This window comes from Comamonas testosteroni (assembly GCF_000761245.1).
Taxonomy (GTDB): Bacteria; Pseudomonadota; Gammaproteobacteria; order Burkholderiales; family Burkholderiaceae_C; genus Comamonas; species Comamonas testosteroni_C.
This window is the reverse complement of record NZ_AWOR01000068.1, coordinates 470,836-497,268: the sequence shown is the minus strand read 5'-3', so window position 1 is coordinate 497,268 and position 26,433 is coordinate 470,836. Positions and strand designations below refer to the sequence as shown.

The following is a 26,433-nucleotide window of genomic DNA, read 5'->3' as shown; positions in this document are numbered from 1 at the left end:
GCTGCAAACCACAATCTCGCGCCATTTCCACTTTCCACCTGCGGGAGTTGTGAACCCGCCACAAATATTGTCAACAGGCCATAGCGTAGCAGTCGGAGGGCAAATTCGGTGACGTACTGGTGAAAAGTACAGCGTTCTGCGGCAATTTTGATGCAGGAGTCCCGCAAACATTGATCTGCACAGGCCTTGCAACTGCGTGAGCGAGCACTTCAGGGCAGTGCACTGACGAGCCTGACGTTCTTTGCGCAGGACGGGCTTTGCAAAAATGGAGATAGTGGTTTATACTTAGCCTCAAGGGTTAACCCTTAAGGTCTAACCCGCGAATGACAGTACATGAGATGCGTGCTGTCCATCGCTTGAAGTGCATCTCTTGATTTCATAGAAAGCTCATCATGCGCCAAGCTATCAACTCCCTGATCGAATTCATCCAAGAAGCTCGCGAGTTCCATCTGGATCTGGCCAACCAGTAATCACGCACTGGTTCGAGAAACAGCCGCCGCTCAAGGCGGCTTTTTTTCGTCCCGAAAGAGGTGATCACGCCGCCAGCAGGCCTTGCTTCTCGATGAAGGCCACGACCTCGTCCAGGCCGTCCAGTGTCTTGAGGTTGGTCATCACAAAAGGCTTGAGCCCCTTGGGCGTGGTGCGCTGCTTGATGGTGTCGCTGCGCATGATGTCCAGATTGGCGCCCACATGGGGGGCCAGATCGGTCTTGTTGATGACGAAGAGATCGCTCTTGGTGATGCCGGGACCGCCCTTGCGCGGAATCTTCTCGCCTGCTGCAACGTCGATCACGTAGATGGTCAGATCCGACAGCTCGGGACTAAAGGTGGCTGCCAGGTTGTCGCCGCCCGATTCGATGAAGACGATATCGGCATCGGGGAAGTCCTTGAGCATGCGGTCAATGGCTTCCAGGTTGATGGAAGCGTCCTCGCGAATCGCCGTGTGCGGGCAGCCGCCGGTTTCCACACCCATGATGCGCTCGGCGGGCAGGGCGCCACTGATGGTCAGCAGGCGCTGGTCCTCTTTGGTGTAGATGTCGTTGGTGATGGCGACCAGGTCCCATTTGCCGCGCATGGCCTTGCAGAGCATCTCCAGAATCGTGGTCTTGCCCGAGCCCACGGGCCCGCCTATGCCCACGCGCAGCGGCGGCAGCTTCTTGGTGCGGTTGGGGATATGGTGCAGTGCGGTCGACATGGTGAGTTCTTTCGGGAATGAGAGGGTTGCGATCAGCGGGCCTTGCCGTAGGCACGCTCCACCTTGGCAATGCGCAGCTCGAAATGCTGGTACCAGGTGGTGTGGCCTTTTTCCTGGGCGATCTGGTGCTCGGCGTTGTGCTTCCATTGACGGATGGCTTCCTCGCTTTCCCAGTAAGACACGGTGATGCCGAAGCCCTGGGCGTCTCGGGTGCTTTCAGCGCCCAGATAGCCTGCTTGCTGGCCGGCCAGCTCAACCATGCGGTCGGCCATCTCGCCATAGCCCTGGTCCGCCTGGGTGCGCAGGGAGGTGAAGATGGCGGCGTAGTACGGTGGCTGGGGTGTGGCGGCAAATAATGCAGACATGGCGGATGAAGGTTCAGCTACGGAAAAGTCGAGAATACTGGTGTTCATGCTGGGCCGAGAGAATGGCCAGCATGGGCGAAAAAGCCTGTCTTGCGTTGTCCGGCAACGCCAGTGCGTATTCGACGGCTGCGGGAATCTCGGAAGTCAGTCGCGCCAGAATGCGCTGGCCGGCGCTCTGGCCCAGGGGGACCGCCTTGATGGCGGCTTGAACCATGTTCTCTGCCCAGCCAAAGGCATAGGCCAGCAGTGCATCGCGCGGCGTGGCGCCGGTGCAATGGGCCGCAAACGAGAAGGCGATGGGGTAGCTGGCATCCTGCGCGGCCAGCCAGCGGATGGGAGTGAGCAGGGTTGTGTCATCGGCGTAGCGGTTTTTCAGCCACTCGGTCAGTGAGCGGCCCATCTGCTCGGTCTGCAGGCGCAACTCGCTGGTTTCGCGCGTGACTCTTACCCACTGGTTGAGGCTGGCAATGCGCGCCAGATCCGCGCTTTTCCAGGCCGGCATGGCCTGCGCAATCACCGCCATGTCCCCGCGTGACTGGGTCAGATGCAGCTGCTGAACCAGCCAGCCGGCGGCCTCTGCCTCCGTTGTGACCAGCGCTGCATTGATGGCCGCTTCTAGCCCTTCAGAATAGGAAAAACCGCCGATGGGCAGCGCCGGTGAGGCCAGCCACATCAGCTGCAGAAAGCTCTGCGCGCCAAGAGCCAGCAGTGGCTCAGTGGGCGTGGTCATGCGAGTGTCCATGGCCGTGATGATGGTGGCTGTGGCCGTCATTGGTCACATGGCCGCCATAGGCGCCTCCTTCGGGCTCGAAAGGCAGATCGGTTTCGACTACCGTCATATGCATGCTGCGCAGCATATCGGCCAGCACATGGTCGGGTTCGATCTTCAAATGGTCGGGTTGCAGCTCGATCGGCACATGGCGGTTGCCCAGATGGTAGGCCGCGCGCATCAGGTCAAACGGCGTGCCATGCTCGGCGCAGGCCGTGATGTGCAGCACTTTTTGCGGTGCGGCCAGCACGCGGATCAGGCTGCCGTCTTCGGCCACCAGCACGTCGCCGCCGCGCACGGCCTGGCCGCGTGGCAAAAAGACGGCCAGCTCGCGACCCTGGCTGTCGGTGGCGGCAAAGCGGCTCTTCTGACGCACATCCCAGTCCAGTTCCACGGACGCTGCGCGTTTGAGGATGACGGCGGAAAGGCCCTGGCCCTGGAGCAGCAGTTTGTTGGCAGTCAGCATGGTGAATTCACAATGAAATAAAAGGCCTGAGCCAGGTTGGCGCGCATGTTGCATGTGCTGCGCATCTCAGTGATTTTGATGGCTCGAGCAAGATGACAACTCTTTTGGAAACTTCGGCAGAAATGGCAGCTCCGACCTCTTTGCATGATGCGCCTGCTGACTGGCAGGGCTGTGGCGCAGCCTATGTGGCGGTGTATGGCACTTTGCGTGCCGGCGGCATCAACGATATTGCCAGGCTCCAGCCGGGCATCGCCTGTGTCGGCAGGGCCCTGCTGACCGGCACTTTGCATGACCTGGGCTGGTACCCTGGCCTGAGGCTGCAAGGCTCGCAGACCGTGCTGGCCGAGGTCTACCCCATGGACGCAGCGCTGGAGCGGGCCATGGATCGCATCGAAGGCCTGTGGCCCGAAGACCTGGGCGAATACGCCAAGCGCATTCTGACCCTGCCCGTGATGCTGACCCAGGGCGGTCAGCAGTCCATCACTGTGCTGGTGTACGAGGCCTTGCCCGCCACCGTGAGCGCTGCGCCGCAGCTCGCCGTCAGTGACTGGCTGGCCTGGTTTGAGGGCAAGGGCATGCAGCATCCGGATTCGGAGTTTCAGCTCAACACCGCTCAGAACAGAAAGTAGCGCTGTGCCATGGGCAGGCTGACCGCGGGCTCGCAGGTCAGCAGATCGCCATTGGCGCGCACAGCATAGGTCTGGGCGTCCACCTCCATATGCGGCGCCAGATCGTTGTGGATCATGTGCTGCTTCTTCACCTTGCGTATGCCCTTGACCGCCGACAGGGTCTTGTGCAGCCCGAAGCGCTGGCCGATGCCGGCGACAAGACCTGCCTGGGAGACAAAGGTCAGAGAAGTTCTGGCAACCGCACCGCCAAAGCTTGCAAACATGGGGCGGTAATGCACGGGCTGAGGCGTGGGAATGGAGGCGTTCGGATCGCCCATGGCCGCCATGGCGATGCTGCCGCCCTTGAGGATGCAAAACGGCTTGACGCCAAAGAAGGCGGGCTTCCAGATCACGATATCGGCCCACTTGCCCACCTCAATGCTGCCCACCTCGTGGCTGATGCCGTGGGCAATCGCGGGATTGATGGTGTATTTGGCGATATAGCGTTTGACGCGGAAGTTGTCGTTGCGCGCGCCGTCGCCGCTCAGGGCGCCGCGCTGCAGCTTCATCTTGTGCGCGGTCTGCCAGGTGCGCAGTATGACCTCGCCCACGCGGCCCATGGCCTGGCTGTCGGAGCTGAACATGCTGATGGCGCCGATGTCGTGCAGGATGTCCTCGGCCGCAATCGTTTCCTTGCGGATGCGGCTTTCGGCAAAGGCCAGGTCTTCGGCAATGCCCGCGTCCAGGTGGTGGCAGACCATGAGCATGTCCACATGCTCGTCCAGCGTGTTGATGGTGTAGGGGCGCGTGGGGTTGGTGGAGCTGGGCAGCACATTGGCCTCGCCCACCACTTTCAGAATGTCGGGCGCATGGCCGCCACCCGCACCTTCGGTGTGGAAGGTGTGAATGGTGCGGCCCTTGAAGGCGGCCACGGTGTCCTCCACAAAGCCGGATTCATTCAGGGTGTCGGTGTGGATGGCGACCTGGGTGTCGGTCTCCTCGGCCACATCCAGGCAGTTGCTGATTGCTGCCGGCGTGCTGCCCCAGTCCTCGTGCAGCTTGAGGCCGATGGCGCCGGCGCTGATCTGCTCGTGCAGGCCGCCAGGCAGGCTGGCATTGCCCTTGCCCAGAAAACCCAGATTCATGGGGAAGGCATCGGCCGCCTGCAGCATGCGCTCCATATGCCAGGGGCCTGGCGTGCAGGTGGTGGCGAAGGTGCCCGTGGCCGGGCCGGTGCCGCCGCCGATCATGGTGGTCACGCCGCTGGTCAGTGCTTCTTCGATCTGCTGCGGGGCAATGAAATGGATATGGGTGTCGATGCCGCCTGCGGTGACGATATTGCCTTCGCAGGAGATGATTTCCGTGCCAGGGCCGATGATGATGCTCACGCCCGGCTGGGTGTCTGGGTTGCCGGCCTTGCCGATGGCCACGATGCGGCCGTCTTTGAGGCCGATGTCGGCCTTGACGATGCCCCAGTGGTCCAGGATCAGTGCGTTGGTCAGCACGGTATCGACCGCGCCACCTCCGTCAGGCCCCGTTCCCGTCCCGTCGCGTGTGCGCTGGCTTTGCGCCATGCCGTCGCGGATGGTCTTGCCGCCGCCGAACTTCACTTCCTCCCCATAGCCGCCGGCAGCCAGGGTGTAGTCTTTCTCGACCTCGACAATGAGTTCGGTATCGGCCAGGCGCAGGCGGTCGCCCACGGTGGGGCCAAAGGTTTCTGCGTAGGCTCGTCGGTCCATGGTGGCCATTGAGGAATCTCCGATTCAGGTATTCAGCGCAGAGACTGCTGCTGGGCTGCCGGTGGCAGGACGGCGGGGTTTGTGGCGAGCAGGTCGCGCAAGGTGCCCAGTGCCAGGGCCAGTAGCAGTGCGGCGCAGCAGCGGTAGGTGAAGCGGCTCCAGTGCGCGGCAGCGCGGCGGAAAAGCCGATCCACCAAGGCTGCGCAGACAAAGCACCAGAGCAGGGATGAAGTCATGAATCCCGCGAAGAACAGCCCGTAGTCGCTGGCGCCGGGCTGGCTCACTCCCACCGCCCCCAGGGCGCTGCCCATGGCGGCCCAGTAGGCAAGGTTCTGCGGGTTGCTCAGCGACAGCGCCATGCCGCGGCGCAGGGCCTGTTTCTGCGTGGCGGCTGCGCTGGCCGAGGCATCGAGCCGGTGCTCGGCACGCGCGGCCTGCCAGCTGTCCCAGGACAGCCAGAGCAGGTAGGCGGTGCCTGCCAGGCCAATCGGCCAGCGCAGGGCATCGATCTGCATGACCAGGCCAATGCCGGCCAGGCCCAGCAAGGCCCAGCTCGCGTCGCCCACGAGGGAGCCCAGCTGCACCGCCAGCGCAGGGCGATAGCCGCCGCGCACACCTTGGCGCACGGTTTCTGCAAACACCGCGCCGGGCGCAGCATTGAACACCAGGCCCAGCACAAAAGCAGAAGCAAACAGCATCAGCATGGCCGGTCAGTCCCTGGCAGCTGAGGGCAATGCACCCTGGACCAGGCCGCGAAAGCCAAAGATCTGGCGCTCGCCGCCGATCTCGACCAGCTCCACCGTGCGCTGCTGGCCCGGCTCAAAGCGCACGGCCATGCCGCTGGCAATATTCAGGCGCATGCCGTGGGCGGCAGCGCGGTCGAAATCCAGGGCCGCATTGGTTTCGGCGAAGTGGTAGTGCGAGCCAACCTGAATCGGCCGGTCGCTGGCATTCTTCACTACCAGCGTGAGCGTGCTGCGGCCGGGGTTGAGTGCATGGCTGCCCTCGTCAAGAATCAGTTCACCGGGGATCATCTATCGTCTCCTTGCGCAAAGGCCCTGTGCTGCGCTGTGCCGGGGTGTTTCATTCACGCCAGTTTCGTCAGCATGAAAGCGCCGAGCGCGGCGGTAGCCGCACCGCCGAACCTAGCCGTCCATTGGTGGCGCTGCATGAGGGCATGACCGAGCACCATGCCGGCGATATGCAGTGAGGCCGAGCCCAGCGCAATGCCCACGAGTGCGCCGACGGCAGCCAGGCCGCTGTCTCCGGCCAGCTCAAAGCCGTGCGCTGCGCCGTGGAAGAAGGCAAACACTGCAGCCAGTGCGGCGGCGACGCCCCAGGGCATTTTTTGCTGAACCAGCACCAGCAGGCCCAGCACCAGCACGGATGCGGCAATCATGGGCTCCACGCCCGGCACCCACAGGCCGGCAAAGCCGGCCACGGCGCCTGCCACCAGCAGGGCCACAAAGGCCGCAGGTGCACGCCAGGCCGTGCGCAGGTCGGGCATGGTCAGCGCGCTCCAGGCGCCCACAGCCAGCATGGCGGCCAGATGGTCTGCACCGGTAAACGGGTGGGCAAAGGCATGACCCAGGCTGTCGAGAAAGTGGTGATGACCGCCTGCATCGGCGCCCATATGGGCGAGGGCGGACAGGGGCAGTGCAGCCGCCGCAGCGGCTGTGGTGGCAAGGAGCTTATTGAATTTCATTGCTGTCTGCGCTTGATGGGTAAGGGGTTGATGGCTAAAAGGCTTGAAGTTTCTGGATGCTGCTTCAGGCGATGGGCTCGTGCACGGTGACCAGCTTGGTGCCATCGGGGAAGGTGGCCTCGATCTGGATGTCGGGAATCATCTCGGGGATGCCCTCCATCACATCGGCGCGGGTCAGCACGCTGCGGCCTTCGCTCATCAGCTGGGCCACGGTCCTGCCATCGCGTGCACCCTCCATCACAAAGGCGCTGATCAGCGCCACGGCCTCGGGGTAGTTGAGCTTGAGGCCGCGGGCCATGCGCCGCTCGGCCAGCAGGGCAGCAGTGAAGATCAGCAGCTTGTCTTTTTCGCGCGGTGTCAGTTCCATCGTCTTCAATCCCTCAGTCAGCTCGCGCAGCCGGTGGCACCGGCAGAGCGCGTAATGTGGGTTTTCATGCTCTTTTATGTAGCAAGTGCTATGCCAATGGCAAGCCCTTGTTGCAGGTGGATGAAGCCTGGGTTGTTGTGACTCGGCACTTTGTTGGTGCATAAGAATTGAATATATGCACCATCGTGTTCCGGGGATGCCGCGGCGGACACTTCTTGGTGCATTGCGGGGCTATGGCGGTGCAGTGTGTGGCACGGACCTTGCTTTTCTGGTGCATGTATCAAGGACTGTTGAACAGGAAAGGCATGCCGCTTTTGCGGGCTGCCGCAAGACAGGGTTTGTTGACCTGTGGGTGTGCGGCCCTTTGTACGGGCGCGGTGTGGGCGAGGGCGGGTCAGGACGGTGACAAGACATTGCCCGAGGTGCAGGTGAGCGCCATGGTCAAGGGACAGGCACTGGATGAGGCGCAACGCGCGTTTTCCGTCACCGAGTTCAGGCGCGACGAGATTCGCGAGCAGCCCAGACAGGAAGTGGAGTCGCTGTGGAGTCTGGTGCCCGGCATGCATGTCAATCACTACCAGCTCAGCGGTGTGGCCAATGCGCTGGTGTTGCGCGGCTTTGGCGGCGGAGGCCATGGCGGCGATGTGGCGGCCACACTGGACGGGATCCCGCTCAACGAAGCCATGTCGCATGCCGATGGCTATTTCGATCTCAATGTGGTGGTGCCGCTGGAGCTGGATCAGCTCAATGTCTATCGCGGTCCCGTGTCGGTGCTGCAGGGCAATTACAACCGCGCCGGATTGCTGGAGCTGCGCACGCGGCGCAGCGGCAGTTATACGGAGCTGGATGTCAGTGCCGGTTCGCACGGCATGTTCGATGCACAGGCCGCTCTCGGGCGCGGGCTGGAGGGGGGCGATCAGCTCAATCTGGCGGCCCAGCATTCGCGCGGTGACGGAGCGCGGCCCGCCTCGCGTCATGAGCGCAGCACCATCAGCGGTACCTGGAAGCACCATGTGCATGAAAAGCTCGATATCTCGCTGTCCGGCCGCTGGCACGAGGCGCGTGGCGACTCGCCCGGCTACCTGACCGAAGCGCAATGGCGAGAGAATCCTCAGGGCAAGGACAGCCGTGTGGTGGGCGATGGTGCCGACAAGCACTTTGGCACGCTGCGTCTGGATGCGCAGTACGCACTGGATGCCGATACCCGGCTGCTGGGCTTTGTCTACGGCACGCAGCAGGATTTTGTGCGCTGGTTCACCCGCCCGCGCAGCGCCACCTGGATGCAGCGCGAGGAGCGCTATGACCGCAGCGTGCTGGGAGCGGGGCTGAATGTCGGCGGCAAGTCCCGCCTGGCGGCGCGCGAGCTGAACTGGATGCTTGGTCTGGAGCAGGTGCGTGAGTCCACCGACTATGGCTACTGGGATGGATTGCTCGACCGCCGGCGCACAGGTCCTGCATTGAATGATCGCAATACGCGGCTCGACAACACGGCGATCTACGGCCAGGCTGGCTGGCAGCCAACGGCCTGGTTGCAGACCACGGCGGCCCTGCGCTGGGACCACTTTGACGGCCGCTGCCGTCTGCTGGGGGCGGAGGCCGGTGGCGATGAATGCAATCGCATGCAGGGCCGCAGCCATGCCAGCCCCAAGCTGGGGGCACTGGTGCAGCTCAATGCCAGGACAGCCGTGCGGGCCAGCTGGTCGCAAGGCTTTGCGCTGCCCAGCGACTTTGCCAAATACGCGCTGCGCAACAGCGATCTGCATGCCAATATCTTTCGCCAGAGCGAGCTGGGTGTGGAGTGGAAGCCATCGGCCCATTGGCTGATCGATGCCTCGCTCTACCGCATCGGCTCCAGCCATGAAATACGCAACACGGCCCCCGGCGAGTATGAAAACCTGGGAGCGACCGTGCGCAAGGGCGTCGAGCTGCAACTGCACTGGCTGCCCAGCCGTCACTGGCATGTGGAATGGGCCTATGGCCACAATCGCTCCGAAGTCACGCAGAACGCGAACGCCGCACTGCTGGGCCGGCGCGTGGTGGCCGTGCCCGAGTACACCAGCACCTTGCATGCGCGCTGGATGCCGCGCAGCGATGTCTCCGTGCATGGATTGCTGCGCCATGTGGGCCGCGCGCCCATCAACACCGGCAATACCGAATGGGCAGGCAGCTATCGCTGGCTGGATCTGGGCCTGCAATACCGTCTGCCCGCCAACATCGCGCGCAACGCCCGCCTGAGCCTGTGGCTGCGCAATGCCGCCAACACCCGCTATGCCAGTACCACCACCATGATTGCCGGCCAGCGTCTGGTCGCGCCCGGCGCGCCGCGCAGCGTGCAGCTGGGCCTGCAGTTTTCCTTATGATTTTTCGGAGCCTCCATGTCTGTTTGCAGGACACGTCACCACATCATCGCGCGCATTCTGTGCACCACGGCCGCTGCCTGGCTGCTCTGCGCGCATCCGGCTTCTGCCCATAACGTCTGGCTGGAGCCCGACGCGCAGGGCGGCTATGTCATGCAGTTTGGCGGTCATGAAGGCAGGACAGAAGCCTTCGACCCGGCCAAGCTGCAGCGTGTGCATGCCTACGACCTGCGCGGCCGTGAAGTGCCCAGCGCCGTACAGAATGTGCAGGGCGGCATCCGCATCAGGCCCGATGCCAGGGCTGCCCTGATCGCGGTGGAGCTCGATAACGGCTACTTCAGCAGTACGGGTGCCGAGGGCGCCATGTTGCCTTTGCCCATGGACCAGAACCCCGGTGCGGTGCGCGGCGTGCATGCGCGCAAGTTCCACAAGACCGTGGTGCAGTGGGGCGCTGTCACGCAAAAGCCGCTGGGCCAGATGTTCGAGGTGGTGCCGCTTCAGGGACAGTCTCCCCATGCCGGGCAGCCGCTCAAGCTGCAGGTGTTGCTGCATGGCAAGCCGCAGCCCGGCGTCAGGCTGTCCTGGGGAGAGAGCGGCTCTCCCACGGTGACGGACGCGCAAGGGCAGGCGACCATGACGCCGGCTGTCGGCAGCAATACGCTGCAGGCCATACTGCGCCAGCCGGTGCAGGGCGATCCCATGACAACCGAGAACAGCTACGAGTATCTGCTGCGCTTTGCCGTGCATTGATGAAGCCGCGTTCCGTCAGTTCAAGATCCGTTTCACAGCCTGCTGCCATGACCGATTCCACGCCTGTTGCCCGCCGCTCCCGAGAGCAGATTCTGCAAGCCATCCGCGAGGCTGCGATTGCGGAGTTCAGCAGCCATGGTTTCAAGGGCGCATCCACGCAGGCGATCGCGGAAAGAGCGGGCCTGACCAAGCCCCAGCTGCATTACTACATCGAGAGCAAACAGGCCTTGTATGACGAACTGCTCTATGCGCTGCTGGAGGCCTGGTCGGCGGCATTTGCGTTCGATCCTGCACTGGACGATCCGGCGCAGATCATCGGCAACTATGTGCGGCGCAAGCTGGACTATGCGCTGGACAATCCGGCCCTGTCGCGCATCTTCACCAACGAGGTGCTGGGTGGTGGCTTGCGTCTGCATCAATACTGGCCTGTCGCGCTGAGCTCCACGGCGCAGAAGGTGAATCTGATCAACGCCTGGATCGCGCAGGGCCGCATGCGCAGCCTCGATGCGCGCGTGCTGCTGATGCAGATCTGGGGCATGACCCAGCACTATGCGGACTATGCGGTGCAGGCCAGGGTCATGTTGGAGTGCGCCGACGACCAGCCGCTGGATCGCGAGCATATCGCCCGGGAGCTCACCACTTCCGTGCTGTTGAGCTGTGGTCTGGCACCAATTTGAAGATGCTCTGCGCAAGCCTGGTGCAGGTGGCCGGGCGGCAGGCGGGTAGCTCTCCCTGGCGTGTTTTGGCACACCGTTTGCTTAGATTTGACCAGTCGATCAAATCGGATGGTCAATCATGCAGAACATTGCCCCGGATACTCTGGAAACGCCCGTAGAACAAGGCTTTGAGCTGGTATTGCTGCGTCAGGGATTGCGCTTGCCGGTGGAGCCCGGAGAGCGCATCACCGATGTGCTGCAACTGGCCGGTGTGGCCATAGAGACGGTGTGCGAGCAAGGCATTTGCGGAACTTGCGTCACTCGCTGGACGGCCGGTGATCCCGAGCACCATGACCGCTGCCTGACCGATGAGGAGCGCAGCACGCATGTGGCTTTGTGCTGCGCACGCAATCGCGGCGCAGCTCTGAGCCTGGATCTTTGAAGGGCCGACATGCGAGTGCTTGTGATCTTTTCCCATCCTGTGGAAACCAGCTATCAGGCCGCATTGCATGCCGAGGTGGTACAGCAGTTGCGCGGCGCCGGGCATGAGGTCGATGACTGCGACCTGTATGCGGAAGGGTTCAATCCCGTGATGTCCCGCGAGGAACGCCTGGGCTATCACGAGGTGCCGCAGAACCGGCTGCCGGTGCAGCGCTATGTGGATCGCCTGCTGTGGGCCGAGGCGGTGGTCTTCTGCTTTCCGACCTGGTGCTTTGGTTTGCCGGCCATGCTCAAGGGGTTCTTCGATCGCGTGCTGATGCCCGGTGTGGCCTTCGACATCAGCGATCCGCAGAACGTCAAACCGGCGCTGACCCATCTCAAGCGCATTGCGGCGGTAGTGACTTACGGGCGCCCGCGCTGGACCGCGCTGTTCATGGGGGATCCACCGCGCAAATGCATCACGCGCTATCTGCGCATCCTCACGGGCGGCAAGGCGCGTATCGACTATCACGCCTGCTACCACATGAACGTGGCAACGCCATCTCGGCTGCAGTCCTTCAAGGCCCATGTCGGCCGGGCCATGCGCCGCTTTGCCTAGGAGAGCTCTCCATGTCCTCACATCTGACACTCTGCAATGCACGGCTGCCGCACTGGTTGCTCGCGGCCCTGGGGCAGCGCAGCGAGATGCCGCTGTCGCGCCTGGAAATCGCCAACGGGCGCATTGCGGCCATAGCCGCCGAAGCCCCGGGACTGCCGCGCAGCTTCAGCTCCCAGGTCTGGGATCTGCAAGGAGCGCTGGTGCTGCCGACCATGGTGGACGCGCATCTGCATCTGGACAAGGCGTTCACGCTGGAGCGCATGGGACCGGTGAAGCCGGGCCTGCTGGCAGCGATAGAGGCGATGATGGTGGACAAGCAGAACTGGACGGCAGCCGATGTGCGCCACCGTGCGAGTCAGGGCCTGCAATGGGCCTATGAAGCCGGTGTTTCGCATGCACGCAGCCATTGCGACTGGTGGGAGCCGGACTCGGTGCCCGTGGCCTGGGAAGTGCTGCGCGAGCTGGCGCAGGAATGGGCGGGGCGTGTGCTGCTCGAGCGCGTCAGCCTGATTCCCCTGCATCTGTATGAGGAACGCGGTGTGGCGATGCGTCTGGCCAAGCAGGTGGCGCTCAGTGGCGCGGGGGCCTTACTCGGCGGCTTTGTCCATTCCACCAACTGGAGCCCGCAGGCCTTGCGCAATCTGCTTGAGGCCGCGCAGCAGCACGGCCTGGACGTGGACCTGCATGTGGATGAGGAACTCAACCCCGCAGCCCAGGGGCTAGCCACCACGGCCGCGCTGCTCAAGGAACTGCGTTTCGAAGGCCGTGTGGTCTGCGGCCATACCTGCGCGCTGGCGGCACAACCGCTGGAGCAGGCGCTGCGCACGCTGGATGCGGTGGTCAGCACTCCCATCACCATGGTCAGCTTGCCGGTGACGAACCTGCTGCTGCAGGACGCGCAAACCGGTGTCACGCCGCGGCAGCGAGGTCTGACGCTGGTCAAGGAGGCAAGGGCGCGCGGCATACCGCTGATGATCTCCAGCGACAACGTGCAGGACCCTTTCTGCCCGCTGGGCAGTTTCGATCCGCTGGAGGCGCTGAGTACCGCAGTGGCGGCCGCGCAGCTGACTTCGGCCTTTGACGAGTGGAGCGACAGCGTCTGTCGCCGCGATTGGCTGGGTCACGGTGTCGGCCGCCTGCCGCTGCAGCCAGGCGCGACAGCCGATCTGGTGATCCTTCCTCAGTCCAGCGTCAGCGGCTTTCCATCCCGTAGCCACCGCCGTGTGGTGATGCGCGAGGGGCGCGTCAGCAACGGAGAGCCGCTGGCTGCCTGGTTCACACCCTGCATTGAACGGAGCGTTGCATGAGTACAGATACCACAGGCATTGCCCAGCCCCTGGCACGCTATGCGGCCTGGCGGCGGGCGGGCGATCTGGTGTTCCTGTCGGGCGTGATCGCCGTTGACCCGGGTGCCAATCGCATCGTGCGTGGCTATGCCGACATTCCTGCTGAAGCGGCGGCGCTGATCGGGCGTACCGGTGAATTCAGCACCGACATCAAGGAGGGCCCGATCCTGGCACAGAGCTGGTGGGTGCTGGACCGCATTCGCCAGACGGTGGAGGCCGCCGGCGGCCAGATGTCGGATGTCTTCAAGCTGGTGCAGTACTTCCGCAATCTGGACCAGTTCCCGCAATACAGCCGTGTACGCAAGCTGTTTTTTCCTGCCGAATCACCGGCTTCCACGGTGGTCGAGGTGACGGGCATGTTGCCCACGCCGGACATTCTGATCGAGGTGGAGGCCACGGCCTATCTGCCCTTGCGTTGACCCATTCATCACTCACCCCGGAGAACCCATGCTGCACGGATACACCCCTGCCGACCGCTTTCTGCCCTATCTGAGCTGGACCGAGGTTGCGGCCCTGCCAGACAAGGCCAATACCGTGATCGTGCTGCCTGTGGGCGCCATGGAGCAGCATGGACCGCATCTGCCTTGCTCGGTGGACGCAACGATTGCGGCAGGCGTGGTTGGCGCCGCCATGGCGCAGCTGCCCCCTGCCGTGCCTGCATTCGCCATGGCCCCCATCGTTTATGGCAAGTCGGAGGAGCATCTGCACTTTCCAGGCACGGTGACCTTGAGCGGCGAAACCCTGCTGGCCACGATCAATGAAATCGGCGAGTCGGTATATCGCGCAGGCTTTCGCAAGCTGCTGTTCGTCAACGGCCACGGCGGCCAGCCACAGGTGCTGGAGATCGCGGCGCGCGAGCTGCGCCTGCGCCATGGCGACTTCATCGTGGTGCCGAGCTTTACCTGGCGCGTGCCGCATGTCGCAGGCCAGTACCTGTCGAACCTCGAGAAAAAGCTGGCCATGCATGCAGGTCATGCCGAGACCGCGCTGATGCTGGCGCTGGCACCGCAGACCGTGCACATGGAGCGGGCCGTCATCAACTACCCACCCGTGTTCCCCTCCAGCCTACTGTCGCCCGACGGCCGTCCCGCCTGCGCCTGGACTGCCAGGGATTTCGGGCCCAGCGGAGTCATAGGAGACCCGACCCCCGCAACCGCGGAGCAGGGGCAGGAGATCCTGCAATCCCTGGCCCGCAGCTGGGCCGCCGCCATTGCCGAGCTGCATGAGCTGCAATGGGCCAGCCGCGACGAAGCCACCTGGGGCCGAGCCCAGCATCAGGGGCATGTGGAGCCTGCCCTGGCCTGACGCCTTTCCACGCCTTGCCTGTTTCAAACCTTCGGAGAACCGCCATGATGAAGACTGCCAAATTCCTCAAACCCCTGACCTGCGCGGCCATGCTGGCCTGCGGTCTGAGCGGCCTCGGCCATGCCGAGGAAAAATTCGTCTACATGACCAACTGGTATGCCCAGGCCGAGCATGGCGGCTTCTACCAGGCCGTGGCCACGGGGCTGTACAAAAAGCACGGCCTCGATGTCAGCATCAAGATGGGCGGTCCCCAGGTCAATATCACGCAGATGATGGCCGCCGGTCAGGCCGACTGTGTCATGGGCTCCAGCGATCTGCAGATGGTGCAGATGCGCGAGGGCGGCGTTCCCGTGACCACGGTGGCAGCAGTGTTCCAGAAAGATCCACAGGTGCTGATCGCTCACGAGGACGTGAAGCGGTTCGAGGACCTCAAGGGAAAGACCATTCTGATCGCCGCCTCCGCGCAGCGCGGCTACTGGCCCTGGCTCAAGGCTAAATATGGTTTCACCGACTCCCAGACCCGGCCCTATACCTTCAATATCCAGCCGTTCCTGGTGGACAAAAATTCGGCCCAGCAAGGCTATCTGACTTCCGAGCCCTTTGCGATTCAGAAGGCCGGCGTCAAGGCGAATACGCTGATGTTCAGCGATCAGGGCTTCCCGGCCTATGCCACCACCATCTCCTGCATGGACAAGACGGTCAAGGAGCGCAGCAAGGCGGTGCAGGCCTTTGTCACCGCCTCCATGGAAGGCTGGAGGAGCTATCTTGCCGATCCCGCGCCGGCCAATGCCCTGATCAAGAAAGACAACCCCAACATGACCGACGAACAGCTGGCCTACAGCGTGGGCAAGCTCAAGGAAATGAATATGGTCTCCGGCGGAGATGCCGCCAAGCTGGGCATTGGCGTGATGACCGATGCGCGGGTCAAGGCCAGCTACGACTTCCTGGTCAGCGCCAAGCTGATCGATCCGGCCAAGGTCAAGCAGGCAGATGCCTACAACCTGAGCCTGATTCAAAACATCAAGGTCCTGCCCTGATGGCATGGGCTGGCAGCGTCAGCGAAAGGCGACTATGAGCGGCTCTGAAATTCCCGCAGCAGCAATTCCCGCAGTGGAGGTGTTGTCTGCAGAGAAAACCTATCCCGGCGGAACGCAGGCGTTGCTGCCCGTCGATCTGCGCATCGAAGAGGGTGAGTTCGTGACCTTGCTCGGCCCCTCGGGCTGCGGCAAGAGCACCTTGCTCAAGATGGTTGCGGGTCTGCTCGATCCCAGCGACGGCAGACTGCTGCTTTGGCGCAAGCCGGTGCCGCAGCTGCATGCTGGCGGCAAGAAGATGGCGTTTGTCTTTCAGCAGCCCACGCTCATGCCCTGGTCCAGCGTGCATACCAATGTGCGGCTGCCGCTGGATCTGGCTGGCGTGCCGCGCGCCGAGGCCGATGCGCGCGTCACAGAGGCACTGCAACTGGTGGGCCTGGCACGCTTTGCCAAAGCCCTGCCGCGCGAATTGTCCGGAGGCATGCAGATGCGCGTCTCGATTGCCCGCGGCCTGGTGACCGAGCCAGATCTGCTGCTGATGGATGAGCCCTTCGGCGCGCTCGACGAGATCACGCGTCACAAGCTGGACGCGGAGTTGCTGGAGCTTTGGAGCAAGAAGAAGCTGACGGTGATCTTTGTCACCCACTCCATCCACGAAGCCGTCTTTCTGTCCAGCAGGGTGGTGATGATGGCGGCCAGACCGGGACGGGTGGTGGAGGAGTTTCGCATCGATGCCCCCTATCCGCGGCCTGCCGATTTCATGCTCGGCCCCGAGTTCGCCCGCCATGCGCAGCAGTTGCAATCGAGCCTGCTGCGCGCCAGTGCCATTGTGGAGGAGAGTCTGTCATGAGCGCCTTGTCCGCTTCCATTCCCGATGATGCGGCCAGGGCCGCCGACAGCAGGTCTGCCGCGACCGGCGCGCGTGCGGTGGCTGCCGTCAAGTCCGGCAAGGCGGCCACCCCCTGGCTGCTGCAGCCCAAGGTGCAGCGTGTGCTTTTGCCGGCGCTGGTGGGCCTTGTGTTGCTGCTGGTCTGGCAGGCTCTGGTGACGGGGCTGGAGTTGCCGCCTTATCTGGTGCCTTCGCCGCTGCTGATGCTGCAGACCCTGATGACGGACTGGGCGGCACTCGGTCTGTCCCTGTGGGTCACCGTCAAGATCACCTTGCTGGCCTTTGCCCTGGCCACCGTGGCGGGCGTGCTGATCAGCTTTGTATTCGTGCAGAGCAAGCTGATCGAGACGGCCTTGTTTCCCTATGCCGTGCTGCTGCAGGTGACGCCTATCGTGGCCGTGGCTCCGCTGATCATCATCTGGGTCAAGGACCCGGTGCTGTCCATGGTGATCTGTGCGGCGCTGGTGGCGCTGTTTCCCATCATCAGCAACACCACGCTGGGCCTGCGCAGTGTGGAGCCGGATCTGCTGGCCTACTTCAAGCTCAACCGGGCCACGCGCCTGCAGGTGCTGATGCGCTTGCGCATTCCCAGTGCCTTGCCCTATTTCTTCGGAGGGCTGCGCATCTCCAGCGGCCTGGCGTTGATAGGTGCCGTGGTGGCCGAGTTCGTGGCCGGAACCGGCGGGCAGGGGGCGGGTCTTGCCTACCAGATCCTGCAAGCGGGCTTTCAGCTCAACATCCCGCGCATGTTCGCTGCGCTGCTGCTGATTTCGCTGACCGGCGTGGCGCTGTTCGTGCTCATGGCCTGGTGCACACGCCGGGCGCTGGGCGGCTGGCATGCCAGCGAATCCGGTAGCGACTAGCGCTGCCCCCTTTCTTCATTTCTGCTCCCGTCATGCCTGCACTGCGCGGCATATGGGCCGACTCATGCCTTGCATTTTTGCGACACGACCATGAACACCAATCCGATTGCCGAGAACAGCAGCCAGCTGGCCAGCGCCTTGCCTGCGCTGGACTGGATCACCGACTCCCTGAAAGTGTCGCGCCTGTCCCAGGATTTTTCCTGGTTCAGTCCGGTTCTGAAGCAGGCCCTGCACGGCAAGCGCGGCGACATTGCCGTGCGCCCGCGCACCGAGGCCGAGATTGCCCAGGTTGTGGCCCATTGCGCGCGTCGGGGCGTTCCCATCACGCTGCGCGGCAGCGGCACCGGCAATTACGGCCAGAGCACGCCGCTGCACGGGGGCCTGATCCTGGATCTGAGCGGCTACAACAGCCTGTGCTGGGTGCGCGGCAGTGTGGGCCGGGCACAGGCCGGCATACGTCTGGCGGACTTCGATCAGCTGGCGCGCGAGCAGGGGCAGGAGCTGCGCTGGCTGCCGTCCACCTATCGCAGCGCCACCCTGGGCGGACTGTTCGGCGGAGGCTTCGGCGGCGCCGGCTCCATCACCTACGGGCCGCTCGCCTCTGCGGGCAATGTGCTGGCTGCGCGCGTGATGACGGTGGAGGCCGAGCCCCGCATTCTGGAACTGCGCGGTGCCGACGCCATGCGTCTGCACCATACCTATGGCACGACCGGCATCGTGCTCGAGCTCGAAGTGGCGCTGGCAGATGCTACGAACTGGACGGAATGCATTGCCACGTTCACGGGTTTTGACGAGGCGCTGGGCTTTGCGCAGCAGCTGGGCAATGCTCCTGGCATCCGCAAGAAGGAGCTGAGCCTGATGGCGGCTCCGGTGCCGGCCTATTTCACCAGTCTGGCCGAGCATCTGCCCCCGGGCTGCCACGCGGTCATTGCGCTGGTGGCACCCGAAGCCGAGGAGGCCATGCAGTTATTGCTGGAGCGTCAGGGAGGCACCCTCAGCTACTGCGAGCGCGGGCGCTGGTCTGCACAGCCGGCTGCGGGCTACAAATCGCTGATCGAGTATTGCTGGAACCATACGACCTTGCATGCGCTGAAGCTGGACCGGGAGCTGACCTATCTGCAGACCGGCTACAGCCCCGCAAGGTTTGGCGAGCAGCTCAAGGCCTTGCGCAGCGAGCTCGGTGACGAGGTCCTGTTCCATCTGGAGTTTCTGCGCACCAAGGAGGGACAGTTCAACTGCAGCGGGCTGGAGCTGGTGCGCTTCAGCTCCGCTGAGCGGCTCAACGCGATCATGGACATCTATCGCAAGCATGGCGTGCAGATCAACAATCCGCATGTCTACGTGGTGGAAGACGGCAAGGCCAACAACCAGCTCGATCCTGCGCTGTTGCAGACCAAGGCCGATCTCGATCCCCTGAATCTGCTCAATCCCGGAAAGCTGCGCAGCGCGGCGCTGCCGGCCTGCATTCGGGCCGACTGAGGCGGTCATGCACTTCAATAGTGCCTGGGGCCCGGTGCGGTCTGCATCTGGTGCATGGGGCACTGCAATGGTGCTTGCCGACGGCCGTTGCTGAGCGCAGGAAGACGCGTTCGGGCCGCATCTGACCCAAAAGAGGCAGCGGCGCCGATTCCGGCAGCTTTCAGGCCGTGGCGCGGGGGGGCTGGCACGGTAATTGCACTTCAGGTTCTGCGGTCAATGTGACCGAACAAAACCTCCTGGGAGTGCTGAAATGAATCGTCGCGGAACCCTCACAACACTGGCTGCATCCATGGCTCTGGGCCTGGGTTTGACTTCTCAGGTGCTGGCTGCAGACACCATCAAGGTGGGCGTGTTGCACAGTCTCTCGGGCACCATGGCCATCTCCGAGACCGTGCTCAAGGACACGGTGCTGATGGCCATCGACGACATCAATGCCAAGGGCGGCGTGATGGGCAAGAAGCTGGAGCCCGTGGTGGTGGATCCTGCCTCCAACTGGCCGCTGTTTGCCGAAAAGGCCAAGCAGCTGATCACCCAGGACAAGGTGGCCGTGGTCTTCGGCTGCTGGACCAGTGTGTCGCGCAAGTCCGTGCTGCCGGTGTTCGAGCAAAACAACGGCCTGCTGTTCTACCCCGTGCAGTACGAGGGCGAGGAACTCTCCAAGAACGTCTTCTACACCGGTGCAGCGCCCAACCAGCAGGCGATTCCCGCTGTCGAATACCTGATGAGCAAGGAAGGCGGCGGTGCCAAGCGCTTTGTGCTGCTGGGCACGGACTATGTGTACCCACGCACCACCAACAAGATTCTGCGTGCCTTCCTCAAGTCCAAGGGCGTCAAGGATTCCGACATCATGGAAACCTACACCCCCTTCGGCCACAGCGACTACCAGACCATCGTGGCCGATGTGAAGAAGTTCTCCACCGGTGGCAAGACCGCCGTGATCTCCACCATCAACGGTGACTCCAACGTGCCCTTCTACAAGGAGCTGGGCAATGCCGGCCTCAAGGCCAAGGATGTACCGGTCGTGGCCTTCAGCGTGGGTGAGGAAGAGCTGCGCGGCGTGGACACCAAGCCTCTGGTCGGCCACCTGGCGGCATGGAACTACTTCATGAGCGTGAAGAACCCGACCAACACGGCCTTCATCAAGCAATGGGGCGATTACGCCAAGGCCAAGAACATCGCCGGCCACAAGGACAAGCCGCTGACCAACGACCCGATGGAAGCAACCTGGGTCGGCATCCACATGTGGAAGCAGGCCGTGGAGAAAGCCAAGAGCACGGATACCGACAAGGTGATTGCCGCCATGGCCGGCCAGACCTTTGCTGCACCCAGCGGCTTCACGCTGAAGATGGATGAGAAGAATCACCATCTGCACAAGCCTGTGATGGTTGGCGAGATCAAGGCCGACGGCCAGTTCAGCGTGGTCTGGAAGACCAAGGGTCCGGTCAAGGCCCAGCCCTGGAGCCCGTATATCGAAGGTAACGACAAGAAGAAGGACGAGCCCAACGGCAAGAGCTCCTGATTCGCTCCCTCGGGCTGGAGAGGTCTGGTGGGCTTTCCAGTCCTGAAAAGATAGCTTGTTGCGCTTTATTGACAAGGGTTGAAGCGCTAAAACTCTGAAATTTCTATGAACATACTGCGCAAGTCATGGAGGCTGGCATTGGCCGCCGGGCTGGGCTCCTTGCTGAGCTTTGCCAGTCACGCGCTGACGACCGAGCAGGCTTATGCCATGGCGGCGGCAGACGACTCCGAGCAACGCGTGCTGGCCATCAATCAGGCCGTGCTGGCACCCGATGCGCAGAGCGACGGCGGTCGCCTCTCGGCCTATCTCAAGGCGCTGTCCGACGACGAGGTGCGCGTGTCCCAGGGCCGGGCCTATGTGGTCAGCGGCGATGCAGTCAGCGATGCGGCGACCGGCGAAGCCGTCAAGCTCCCGGCCGATGCCGAGGAGGTCGTCAGCAACAACTATCTGCGCTCCGTCATCGACACGGCCCAGGCCGCGCTGGCGCTGGGCAGCGGCGATGTGCAGGAGCGCCGCAAGGCGGCCGAGCAGCTGGCCTCCGAGCCTGATGCAGGGCAGCTTCCCCTGATCGAAAAAGCACTGGCCACTGAACAGGACGGACAGGTCAGAGCCCTGCTGGAGCGCAGTCTGGCTGCCAGCTTGCTGGGCAGCGACGACGTGCAGCAGCGTCTGAAGGCGGTGGAGCAGCTGTCGCGCCAGCAGACGCCGGAGACGCAGCTGCTGTTGAACCAGCGTCTTTCCGAAGAGTCCGACCCCGGCGTGCAAAAAGCCATCAAGGCCGCGCTGGCCGGCATTGCCGAAGGCCTGGCCTGGGGCGACAGGCTGGGGGCGATTTTCAGCGGCATCAGCCTGGGCTCCGTGCTGTTGCTGGCGGCGCTGGGTCTGGCGATCACCTACGGCTTGATGGGTGTCATCAATATGGCGCATGGCGAGCTGATCATGATCGGTGCCTATGCCACCTATCTGGTGCAGGTCGCATTCCAGCGCTGGCTGCCCGAGGCCTGGTTTGGCTGGTATCTGGTGGTGGCCGTTCCCGTGGCCTTTCTTGCCTCGGCGCTGGTGGGCGCGGTGCTGGAGCGCGGCGTGATCCGCTTTCTCTACGGCCGTCCGCTGGAGACCCTGCTGGCCACCTTCGGCATCAGCCTGGTGCTGCAGCAAACCGTGCGCAGCATTTTCGGAGCGCAGAACGTGGGCGTGGAAAACCCCGTCTGGATGAGCGGAGGCATTGCGCTGCTGCCCAATCTCACGCTGCCCTACAACCGCATCGCCATCATCGTCTTTGCATTCGCCGTGCTGGCGGGCGTGGCCTTCATGATCGCCAGAACGCGGCTGGGCCTGTTCGTGCGCGGTGTGACGCAAAACCGCGCCATGGCTTCCTGTGTAGGGGTCAATACGGCACGCACCGACACCTATGCGTTTGCGCTGGGCTCCGGTATCGCCGGTCTTGCCGGCTGCGCCCTGAGCCAGATCGGCAATGTGGGCCCTGACCTGGGGCAGAACTACATCGTGGACAGTTTCCTGGTGGTGGTGCTGGGCGGTGTGGGACAACTGGCGGGCACCGTCTATGCGGCTCTGGGTCTGGGCGTGCTCAGCAAGCTGCTGGAAGGCTGGACCGGGGCCGTGCTGGCCAAGATCGCCGTGCTGCTGTTCATCGTGGTCTTTATTCAAAAGCGTCCGCAAGGCATCTTTGCCTTGAAGGGCCGCAGTGCGGAAACATGAAACACCCCCTGAGTCGCTTCGCGCCTTCCCCCGCTCTCGCATTGCTGCGCGCTGCGGGCAGGGGACGACACCCTCGCTGCGGGGCGGCCCTTGCTCGGTGTCTCGTACCTGGGCCGCGCCAGTTGCGCAGGCCATGTGCCTTGCTCCACATGAGGGAAAACTGACATGACAACCCAATCCATACCCATCGAACTGCCCAAGCCCGCGCCGCTGCTATCCGCCAAGGGCTGGACGGTGTTTCTCATCGCGCTGATCCTGGTCTGCGCCGTGGCTCCCGCACTCAATCTGTGGGTGCCCGAGGACAGTGCGCTGCACCTGTCCGACTACATGCTCGGCCTGCTGGGCAAGTTCATGTGCTATGCCATCTGCGCACTGGCCATTGATCTGATCTGGGGCTATACCGGCATCCTGAGTCTGGGTCACGGCCTGTTCTTCGCACTGGGCGGCTATGTGATGGGCATGTATCTGATGCGCGAGGCCGCAGGCCCCGACGCCTTGCCAGCCTTCATGGGTTTTCTGGACTGGAAGGAGCTGCCCTGGCATTGGGCGCTGTCGGGCAGCTTTGCCGCCACCGTGCTGCTGGTGTTGCTGGTGCCGGGCCTGATCGGCGGGCTGTTCGGCTACTTCGCCTTTCGCTCGCGCATCAAGGGCGTGTATTTCTCCATCATCACCCAGGCCCTGACCTACGCCGCCATGCTGCTGTTCTTCCGCAACGAGACCGGCTTTGGCGGCAACAACGGGTTCACGGGCTTCAGGACCTTGCTCGGCTATTCGGTCAATTCGCAGGCCATGCATGTGCTGCTGTTCGCGCTGTCGGGGCTGGCGTTGCTGGGCTGCTTTCTGTTCTCGCGCTGGCTGATACGAAGCAAGTATGGCCGCGTGCTGCAGGCCGTGCGCGATGCCGAGTCGCGCACCATGTTCTGCGGCTACAACCCGCTGCCCTACAAGCTGTCGATCTGGGTCATCTCGGCCATGATGTGCGGCCTGGCAGGCGCGCTGTATGTGCCCCAGGTGGGCATCATCAACCCCAGCGAGATGAGCGTGGGCAATTCCATCGAAATGGCGGTGTGGACGGCCGTGGGCGGACGTGCCTCGCTGGTCGGCCCCATCATCGGCGCGTTTGCCGTCAATGGCGGCAAGAGCTGGCTCACCGTGGCTGCACCCGAGTACTGGCTGTACGTGCTGGGAGCGCTGTTCATCGTCGTGACGCTGTTCATGCCGGGAGGACTGATTCGGCTGCCGCAGCAGCTTCGCCAGTGGCGTGAGAAGCGCAAAGCCCAGGTCCGGGTGCCGTTGAATCAGGCTGCAGCCACAGGTGTCAAAACAGCTGCCGATCCGGCTTCTGCCGATGCCCTCGAAGGAGTGCGCGCATGACCCCCGATCTGATGCAGGAAGGCGAGCAGCGCCTGACCTCCTACCAGCAGCGCGAAGCCGCGCTGCGCACCGAATCCGGCGGACGCAACGCCAGTCTGGCGCGCCCCGTGATTGCCGGCGAAGTGGATGTGACCCACGGCCGCATCCTCTATCTCGAGGACGTGCATGTGAGCTTCGACGGCTTCAAGGCCATCAACGGTCTGAGTCTCGATATCGCGCCCGGCGAGCTGCGCTGCATCATCGGACCCAATGGCGCTGGCAAGACCACGATGATGGACATCATCACCGGCAAGACCCGGCCCGACAGCGGCACGGTGTTCTTCGGCTCGACCATCGACCTGCTGCGCTACAAGGAGCCCGAGATCGCCGCCATGGGCATAGGCCGCAAGTTCCAGAAGCCCACGGTGTTCGAGCAGCTCAGCGTGTTCGAGAACCTGGAGCTGGCGCTCAAGACCCACAAGGGCATTGCCTCCTCCATGCTGTTCAAGCTCAGCGGCGCGCAGAAGGACCGCATTGCCGAGGTGTTGCACACCATTCATCTGGCGGCCAGCGTCACGCGCCAGGCGGGCCTGCTCAGTCACGGCCAGAAGCAGTGGCTGGAGATCGGCATGCTGCTGGTGCAGGAGCCCAGACTGCTGCTGCTCGACGAGCCCGTGGCCGGCATGACCGACGAGGAAACCGTGCGCACAGCCGAGCTGTTTCTGACGCTCAAGGGCAAGCATTCGCTGATGGTGGTCGAGCACGACATGAGCTTTATCGACACCATCAGCGAGAAGGTCACGGTGCTTTGCGATGGCTCGGTGCTGGCCGAGGGAACGCTGGCCCAGGTGCAGGCCGACGAGCGCGTGATCGAGGTGTACCTTGGGAGGTAACCCCCTGAGGCACTTTGCCTGGGCGGCCCCGCGCCTTCCCCCTCTCTCGCTTCGCGGGAGGGGGACGACACCGTCGCTGCGGGGCGGCCCTTGCTCGGCGTCCGCCGATGGGCCGCGCCGGTTTTGTGCGCCATGTTTATCGAAGCAGGCTATTGAAAAAAGATAGCTGCTTGCGCCTGCTGTGTAAGCGTTAGAGGTCAAAAATGCTTAAAGTTCAGAACCTGCATCAGTATTACGGCGGCTCGCACATCCTGCGGGACGTGAATTTCACGGCCGAGATCGGCAAGGTCACGGTGCTGCTGGGCCGCAACGGCGTGGGCAAGACCACCTTGCTCAAGAGCCTGATGGGGCTGGTGCCGATCAGAAGCGGCGGCATTGAATGGCAGGGCCGCGATATCGCGCGCAGGACGCCGTACGAGCGTGCGCGCAGCGGCATCGGCTATGTGCCCCAGGGGCGGGAAATCTTCTCGCGGCTGTCGGTGGAAGACAATCTGCGCATGGGCCTGTCCTATTGCTCGGCAGGCACCCGGATTCCGGGCGAACTGTACGAGCTGTTCCCAGTGCTTAAGCAGATGCTGCACCGCCGTGGCGGCGATCTCTCGGGCGGGCAGCAGCAGCAGCTGGCCATTGCGCGCGCGCTGGCGCCGCAGCCCAAGATCCTGATCCTCGACGAGCCCACCGAGGGCATACAGCCCAGCATCATCAAGGACATCGGCCGCGTGATCCGCATGCTGGCCAATCGCGGCGACATGGCCATCTTGCTGTGCGAGCAGTACTACGACTTTGCCGAGGAGCTGGCCGACCACTATGTGGTGATGGAGCGCGGCGAGGTGATTGCATCGGGCCCGGGCAGCGAGATGCAGGAAAAAAACGTGCGCTCGCTGGTGGCTATCTGAGCCTTGCGCGCATAAAAAAAGGTGCCGCAAGCGGCACCCCAAAGCCTCAGGCCATGCCCGGAGGACAACTCATTTCGTCAATACGCTGCGCCGTGCGCGGCCAGCACCGGATTGCCCTGTATGGCAGTGCTGGCGCGGCCGTCGGCACCCAGGGGCACTTCGCCCACCAGCGTGGTGCGGTAGAGCTGGCGATCGAACTCCAGCGCAAAGATATCCTGTGGCGCCACATGGGCCGTGGCGCGGTTGTCCCAGAAGGCCAGCGAGCCGGGCTCCCACTTGAAGCGCACGGTGAATTCGCTGCTCACGGCATGCTCCCAGAGCAGCTCCAGCAGCACGCGCGATTCGCGGGTCTTGAGCTCCACGATGGACTTGAGAAAGCCGGGGCTGATGTAGAGCACTTTCTCGCCGGTCTCGGGATGAATGGTGACCAGCGGGTGTTCGCTGATCAGAGTGTTGTCGCGCACCAGATCCAGATATTCCTGCGACGCCGTGGCGCCTTGCGGGGCGCTGAAGCGGTGCTCGCCGCGCAGGGTCTGCAAAAAGGCCTGCAGCGGTCTGGAGAGCGCTTCGTAGGCGGCTGCCAGATTGGTCCATTGCGTGTCGCCACCAAAGGGCGGAATCGTCACGCCGCGCAGAATCGATGCGGCCGGCGGGTTGTGGGCGGCCGTCACATCGGCATGCCAGCCGGTCCAGGGGCGCTGTTCGGCCTGGCCGCTGTGACGGTTGGCCTTGCGGTGCTTGGCAATCGAATACAGCTCGGGAAAGCCTTCGACATGACCGAAGACGGGATGGCCAGGCGTGAGCTCGCCAAACTGGCGCGAAAAGGCAATCTGCTGCTCATGGCTGAGGTGCTGGTCGCGAAAGAAGACCACTTTCCAGCGCAGCAGGGCCGAGCGGATGGTATGCACCTCGGCGGCACTCAAGGCCTGCTTCAGATTGACGCCGCTGATCAGCGCACCGATATGCGCCGACTGCGGTGCGATGCGGATATGTGGAGTGATGTGGTTGGCAGAGCTCAGACGCTGGTCCAGATGCTGCAGCGGAGCGTGGGGCAGGGGCATGTTCATGGTTTTTTTCCGGGTGAGAGCGGAGCTTCAGCGGGCCTGGGCAATACGGGAGGTG

The 26,433-nt window shown here is 63.5% G+C and carries 27 protein-coding genes and 1 pseudogene; 18 read left to right on the top strand and 10 right to left on the bottom strand.

The features are described 5' to 3' along the window. Window positions 1-534: 534 nt before the first annotated feature. The 4 genes and pseudogenes from ureG to ureE form a co-directional block, all read right to left on the bottom strand. Window positions 535-1,194 (bottom strand): urease accessory protein UreG, encoded by a 660-nt coding sequence (ureG, locus tag P353_RS21250; protein WP_034374034.1) that lies wholly within the window; start codon window positions 1,192-1,194, stop codon window positions 535-537. Window positions 1,195-1,226: 32 nt separating this feature from the next. Further along, window positions 1,227-1,559: an antibiotic biosynthesis monooxygenase family protein gene (locus tag P353_RS21245; protein WP_034374030.1), complete on the bottom strand. Its 333-nt coding sequence runs from the start codon at window positions 1,557-1,559 to the stop codon at window positions 1,227-1,229. Window positions 1,560-1,572: 13 nt separating this feature from the next. Beyond that, the gene (locus P353_RS21240; RefSeq protein WP_034374252.1) at window positions 1,573-2,289 is read right to left on the bottom strand and encodes an urease accessory protein UreF; all 717 of its coding nucleotides are present in this window, start codon (window positions 2,287-2,289) and stop codon (window positions 1,573-1,575) included. Further along, window positions 2,276-2,794: pseudogene (ureE, locus tag P353_RS21235) on the bottom strand (urease accessory protein UreE); the annotation flags it as partial. The gene P353_RS21240 and the pseudogene ureE, both read right to left, overlap by 14 nt. A 122-nt stretch (window positions 2,795-2,916) precedes the next feature. Between ureE and P353_RS21230 the strand changes: the two are divergent. Next, entirely contained in the window at window positions 2,917-3,423 is a 507-nt protein-coding gene (locus tag P353_RS21230) for a gamma-glutamylcyclotransferase family protein (protein ID WP_034374024.1), read from the top strand. On the opposite strand, the gene ureC is transcribed toward P353_RS21230, so the two are convergent. From ureC to P353_RS21205, 5 genes are all read right to left on the bottom strand, one after another. After that, a complete protein-coding gene (ureC, locus tag P353_RS21225) occupies window positions 3,408-5,150 on the bottom strand; it encodes an urease subunit alpha (protein WP_034374021.1) in 1,743 nt (580 codons plus the stop codon). The two genes, P353_RS21230 and ureC, sit on opposite strands and share 16 nt — an antisense overlap. A 23-nt stretch (window positions 5,151-5,173) precedes the next feature. Next, entirely contained in the window at window positions 5,174-5,845 is a 672-nt protein-coding gene (locus P353_RS21220; protein ID WP_034374019.1) for a LysE family transporter, read from the bottom strand. Window positions 5,846-5,851: 6 nt separating this feature from the next. Beyond that, window positions 5,852-6,175 carry an urease subunit beta gene (locus tag P353_RS21215; RefSeq protein ID WP_034374016.1) on the bottom strand — a complete coding sequence of 108 codons (324 nt, stop codon included), beginning with the start codon at window positions 6,173-6,175 and terminating at the stop codon, window positions 5,852-5,854. 53 nt (window positions 6,176-6,228) lie between these two features. Beyond that, entirely contained in the window at window positions 6,229-6,846 is a 618-nt protein-coding gene (locus tag P353_RS21210; RefSeq protein WP_034374013.1) for a HupE/UreJ family protein, read from the bottom strand. Between the two features lie 64 nt (window positions 6,847-6,910). Then, on the bottom strand, window positions 6,911-7,213 hold the full coding sequence (locus P353_RS21205; protein WP_003068240.1) for an urease subunit gamma: 303 nt from the start codon (window positions 7,211-7,213) through the stop codon (window positions 6,911-6,913). Window positions 7,214-7,650: 437 nt separating this feature from the next. On the opposite strand from P353_RS21205, the gene P353_RS21200 reads away from it, so the two are divergent. From P353_RS21200 to urtE, 17 genes are all read left to right on the top strand, one after another. Further along, window positions 7,651-9,573 (top strand): TonB-dependent receptor, encoded by a 1,923-nt coding sequence (locus tag P353_RS21200; protein WP_232776751.1) that lies wholly within the window; start codon window positions 7,651-7,653, stop codon window positions 9,571-9,573. Window positions 9,574-9,588: 15 nt separating this feature from the next. Then, a complete protein-coding gene (locus tag P353_RS21195) occupies window positions 9,589-10,320 on the top strand; it encodes a DUF4198 domain-containing protein (protein WP_034374007.1) in 732 nt (243 codons plus the stop codon). A 47-nt stretch (window positions 10,321-10,367) separates the two neighbouring features. Beyond that, entirely contained in the window at window positions 10,368-10,997 is a 630-nt protein-coding gene (locus P353_RS21190; protein WP_034374004.1) for a TetR family transcriptional regulator C-terminal domain-containing protein, read from the top strand. A 118-nt stretch (window positions 10,998-11,115) separates the two neighbouring features. Further along, entirely contained in the window at window positions 11,116-11,418 is a 303-nt protein-coding gene (locus tag P353_RS21185) for a 2Fe-2S iron-sulfur cluster-binding protein (RefSeq protein ID WP_034374001.1), read from the top strand. 9 nt (window positions 11,419-11,427) lie between these two features. Further along, window positions 11,428-12,015 (top strand): NAD(P)H-dependent oxidoreductase, encoded by a 588-nt coding sequence (locus P353_RS21180; protein ID WP_034373999.1) that lies wholly within the window; start codon window positions 11,428-11,430, stop codon window positions 12,013-12,015. Between the two features lie 11 nt (window positions 12,016-12,026). Further along, a complete protein-coding gene (locus P353_RS21175) occupies window positions 12,027-13,322 on the top strand; it encodes an amidohydrolase family protein (protein ID WP_034373997.1) in 1,296 nt (431 codons plus the stop codon). Beyond that, complete coding sequence (locus P353_RS21170) at window positions 13,319-13,780, top strand: RidA family protein (protein ID WP_034373994.1); 462 nt, start codon at window positions 13,319-13,321, stop codon at window positions 13,778-13,780. Before P353_RS21175 ends, P353_RS21170 begins: the two co-directional genes overlap by 4 nt. 28 nt (window positions 13,781-13,808) lie before the next feature. Then, entirely contained in the window at window positions 13,809-14,666 is an 858-nt protein-coding gene (locus tag P353_RS21165; protein WP_034373991.1) for a creatininase family protein, read from the top strand. 44 nt (window positions 14,667-14,710) lie between these two features. Then, window positions 14,711-15,703: an ABC transporter substrate-binding protein gene (locus P353_RS21160; RefSeq protein ID WP_034373988.1), complete on the top strand. Its 993-nt coding sequence runs from the start codon at window positions 14,711-14,713 to the stop codon at window positions 15,701-15,703. A gap of 34 nt (window positions 15,704-15,737) precedes the next feature. Then, the gene (locus tag P353_RS21155) at window positions 15,738-16,550 is read left to right on the top strand and encodes an ABC transporter ATP-binding protein (RefSeq protein ID WP_034374249.1); all 813 of its coding nucleotides are present in this window, start codon (window positions 15,738-15,740) and stop codon (window positions 16,548-16,550) included. After that, window positions 16,547-17,452: an ABC transporter permease gene (locus P353_RS21150; RefSeq protein ID WP_080750628.1), complete on the top strand. Its 906-nt coding sequence runs from the start codon at window positions 16,547-16,549 to the stop codon at window positions 17,450-17,452. Before P353_RS21155 ends, P353_RS21150 begins: the two co-directional genes overlap by 4 nt. 90 nt (window positions 17,453-17,542) lie before the next feature. Next, window positions 17,543-18,931, top strand: a complete 1,389-nt coding sequence (locus tag P353_RS21145; RefSeq protein ID WP_034373985.1) for an FAD-binding oxidoreductase — start codon at window positions 17,543-17,545, stop codon at window positions 18,929-18,931. A 250-nt stretch (window positions 18,932-19,181) separates the two neighbouring features. Further along, window positions 19,182-20,450: an urea ABC transporter substrate-binding protein gene (urtA, locus tag P353_RS21140; RefSeq protein ID WP_034373982.1), complete on the top strand. Its 1,269-nt coding sequence runs from the start codon at window positions 19,182-19,184 to the stop codon at window positions 20,448-20,450. Between the two features lie 105 nt (window positions 20,451-20,555). Further along, window positions 20,556-22,169: an urea ABC transporter permease subunit UrtB gene (gene urtB / locus P353_RS21135; protein ID WP_052084957.1), complete on the top strand. Its 1,614-nt coding sequence runs from the start codon at window positions 20,556-20,558 to the stop codon at window positions 22,167-22,169. 165 nt (window positions 22,170-22,334) lie between these two features. Beyond that, window positions 22,335-23,543, top strand: coding sequence for an urea ABC transporter permease subunit UrtC (gene urtC / locus P353_RS21130; RefSeq protein WP_034373979.1), 1,209 nt, complete (start codon window positions 22,335-22,337; stop codon window positions 23,541-23,543). Further along, window positions 23,540-24,415, top strand: coding sequence for an urea ABC transporter ATP-binding protein UrtD (urtD, locus tag P353_RS21125; RefSeq protein ID WP_034373976.1), 876 nt, complete (start codon window positions 23,540-23,542; stop codon window positions 24,413-24,415). The genes urtC and urtD overlap by 4 nt, the downstream gene beginning before the upstream one ends. 203 nt (window positions 24,416-24,618) lie before the next feature. Continuing rightward, entirely contained in the window at window positions 24,619-25,311 is a 693-nt protein-coding gene (gene urtE, locus P353_RS21120; RefSeq protein WP_034373974.1) for an urea ABC transporter ATP-binding subunit UrtE, read from the top strand. A 77-nt stretch (window positions 25,312-25,388) separates the two neighbouring features. Here urtE and P353_RS21115 read toward each other — a convergent pair whose 3' ends face one another. Beyond that, a complete protein-coding gene (locus P353_RS21115; protein WP_080750627.1) occupies window positions 25,389-26,378 on the bottom strand; it encodes a TauD/TfdA dioxygenase family protein in 990 nt (329 codons plus the stop codon). Window positions 26,379-26,433 lie beyond the last annotated feature (55 nt).

Excerpts from the sequence above, each read along its gene's own strand:
- P353_RS21180 (WP_034373999.1), top strand. The coding sequence starts at position 11,428 with ATGCGAGTGCTTGTGATCTTTTCCCATCCTGTGGAAACCAGCTATCAG.
- P353_RS21200 (WP_232776751.1), top strand. The coding sequence starts at position 7,651 with ATGGTCAAGGGACAGGCACTGGATGAGGCGCAACGCGCGTTTTCCGTC.
- P353_RS21215 (WP_034374016.1), bottom strand. The coding sequence starts at position 6,175 with ATGATCCCCGGTGAACTGATTCTTGACGAGGGCAGCCATGCACTCAAC.
- P353_RS21165 (WP_034373991.1), top strand. The coding sequence starts at position 13,809 with ATGCTGCACGGATACACCCCTGCCGACCGCTTTCTGCCCTATCTGAGC.
- urtE (WP_034373974.1), top strand. The coding sequence starts at position 24,619 with ATGCTTAAAGTTCAGAACCTGCATCAGTATTACGGCGGCTCGCACATC.
- P353_RS21185 (WP_034374001.1), top strand. The coding sequence starts at position 11,116 with ATGCAGAACATTGCCCCGGATACTCTGGAAACGCCCGTAGAACAAGGC.
- urtB (WP_052084957.1), top strand. The coding sequence starts at position 20,556 with ATGAACATACTGCGCAAGTCATGGAGGCTGGCATTGGCCGCCGGGCTG.
- ureC (WP_034374021.1), bottom strand. The coding sequence starts at position 5,150 with ATGGCCACCATGGACCGACGAGCCTACGCAGAAACCTTTGGCCCCACC.
- P353_RS21205 (WP_003068240.1), bottom strand. The coding sequence starts at position 7,213 with ATGGAACTGACACCGCGCGAAAAAGACAAGCTGCTGATCTTCACTGCT.
- P353_RS21210 (WP_034374013.1), bottom strand. The coding sequence starts at position 6,846 with ATGAAATTCAATAAGCTCCTTGCCACCACAGCCGCTGCGGCGGCTGCA.
- P353_RS21230 (WP_034374024.1), top strand. The coding sequence starts at position 2,917 with ATGGCAGCTCCGACCTCTTTGCATGATGCGCCTGCTGACTGGCAGGGC.
- urtC (WP_034373979.1), top strand. The coding sequence starts at position 22,335 with ATGACAACCCAATCCATACCCATCGAACTGCCCAAGCCCGCGCCGCTG.
- P353_RS21175 (WP_034373997.1), top strand. The coding sequence starts at position 12,027 with ATGTCCTCACATCTGACACTCTGCAATGCACGGCTGCCGCACTGGTTG.
- P353_RS21190 (WP_034374004.1), top strand. The coding sequence starts at position 10,368 with ATGACCGATTCCACGCCTGTTGCCCGCCGCTCCCGAGAGCAGATTCTG.
- ureG (WP_034374034.1), bottom strand. The coding sequence starts at position 1,194 with ATGTCGACCGCACTGCACCATATCCCCAACCGCACCAAGAAGCTGCCG.
- P353_RS21240 (WP_034374252.1), bottom strand. The coding sequence starts at position 2,289 with ATGACCACGCCCACTGAGCCACTGCTGGCTCTTGGCGCGCAGAGCTTT.
- P353_RS21195 (WP_034374007.1), top strand. The coding sequence starts at position 9,589 with ATGTCTGTTTGCAGGACACGTCACCACATCATCGCGCGCATTCTGTGC.
- urtD (WP_034373976.1), top strand. The coding sequence starts at position 23,540 with ATGACCCCCGATCTGATGCAGGAAGGCGAGCAGCGCCTGACCTCCTAC.
- P353_RS21220 (WP_034374019.1), bottom strand. The coding sequence starts at position 5,845 with ATGCTGATGCTGTTTGCTTCTGCTTTTGTGCTGGGCCTGGTGTTCAAT.
- P353_RS21160 (WP_034373988.1), top strand. The coding sequence starts at position 14,711 with ATGATGAAGACTGCCAAATTCCTCAAACCCCTGACCTGCGCGGCCATG.
- P353_RS21155 (WP_034374249.1), top strand. The coding sequence starts at position 15,738 with ATGAGCGGCTCTGAAATTCCCGCAGCAGCAATTCCCGCAGTGGAGGTG.
- P353_RS21150 (WP_080750628.1), top strand. The coding sequence starts at position 16,547 with ATGAGCGCCTTGTCCGCTTCCATTCCCGATGATGCGGCCAGGGCCGCC.
- P353_RS21245 (WP_034374030.1), bottom strand. The coding sequence starts at position 1,559 with ATGTCTGCATTATTTGCCGCCACACCCCAGCCACCGTACTACGCCGCC.
- urtA (WP_034373982.1), top strand. The coding sequence starts at position 19,182 with ATGAATCGTCGCGGAACCCTCACAACACTGGCTGCATCCATGGCTCTG.
- P353_RS21115 (WP_080750627.1), bottom strand. The coding sequence starts at position 26,378 with ATGAACATGCCCCTGCCCCACGCTCCGCTGCAGCATCTGGACCAGCGT.
- P353_RS21145 (WP_034373985.1), top strand. The coding sequence starts at position 17,543 with ATGAACACCAATCCGATTGCCGAGAACAGCAGCCAGCTGGCCAGCGCC.
- P353_RS21170 (WP_034373994.1), top strand. The coding sequence starts at position 13,319 with ATGAGTACAGATACCACAGGCATTGCCCAGCCCCTGGCACGCTATGCG.